This is a genomic window from Gordonia sp. DT30 (genome assembly GCF_049844915.1).
In the GTDB taxonomy this organism is placed as follows: Bacteria; Actinomycetota; Actinomycetes; order Mycobacteriales; family Mycobacteriaceae; genus Gordonia.
Genome location: NZ_JBNCLY010000074.1, coordinates 1 through 533, shown reverse-complemented (window position 1 = coordinate 533; position 533 = coordinate 1). Strand labels below are relative to the sequence as shown.

Here is a 533-nt window from a genome sequence, read left to right as displayed (position 1 = left end):
ACGGATCTGTCGCAGTGTTCGGATGAGTCGTTGCTGGAGGTCGCGGCAGCCAATGAACGCGCGATCAACCGGTTGACCTTCCAGGGTGACCGGCAGATCGTCGAGCTATCCGACCGGAATGCGTAGCGCCGGTTCGGGTTTCGGTCGGTGACCGACATGCTGGTCGTCGGTTTACGCGTGTCGGAGCCGATGCGCCGCCGCAAGCAGATGACCGCCACCGCCACCTATCACGGATTGACCGGTGAACCCCTCGCCCCGAAGTACCCCACGTTGGCGCAGGCGTTCGCCGAGGGTGCGGTCGGGCCCGCACATGCGCGGGTGGTGATCGACGTGCTCGACGACATCCCGCACCAGGTCGACCACGACATCAAAGTCAACGCCGAAACGCAGATGGCCGACTACGCGCGGGTGCACACCCCCGCCGAGTTGACCGCGATCGGCGCCCGCCTGATGGCGCACCTCGACCCCGACGGCGAGTTGACCGACGACACCGACCGGCAGCAGAAACGCCAAGTGTTCCTCGGCCGCCAAGA

At 66.0% G+C, this 533-nt stretch carries 1 protein-coding gene; it reads left to right on the top strand.

Features of this window, described 5'->3' with window-relative positions; genetic code table 11:
* Positions 1-156: 156 nt before the first annotated feature.
* Positions 157-533 (top strand): DUF222 domain-containing protein (locus tag ACLQ3C_RS21485; protein ID WP_425707119.1); only part of this gene is annotated, 377 nt, incomplete at its 3' end.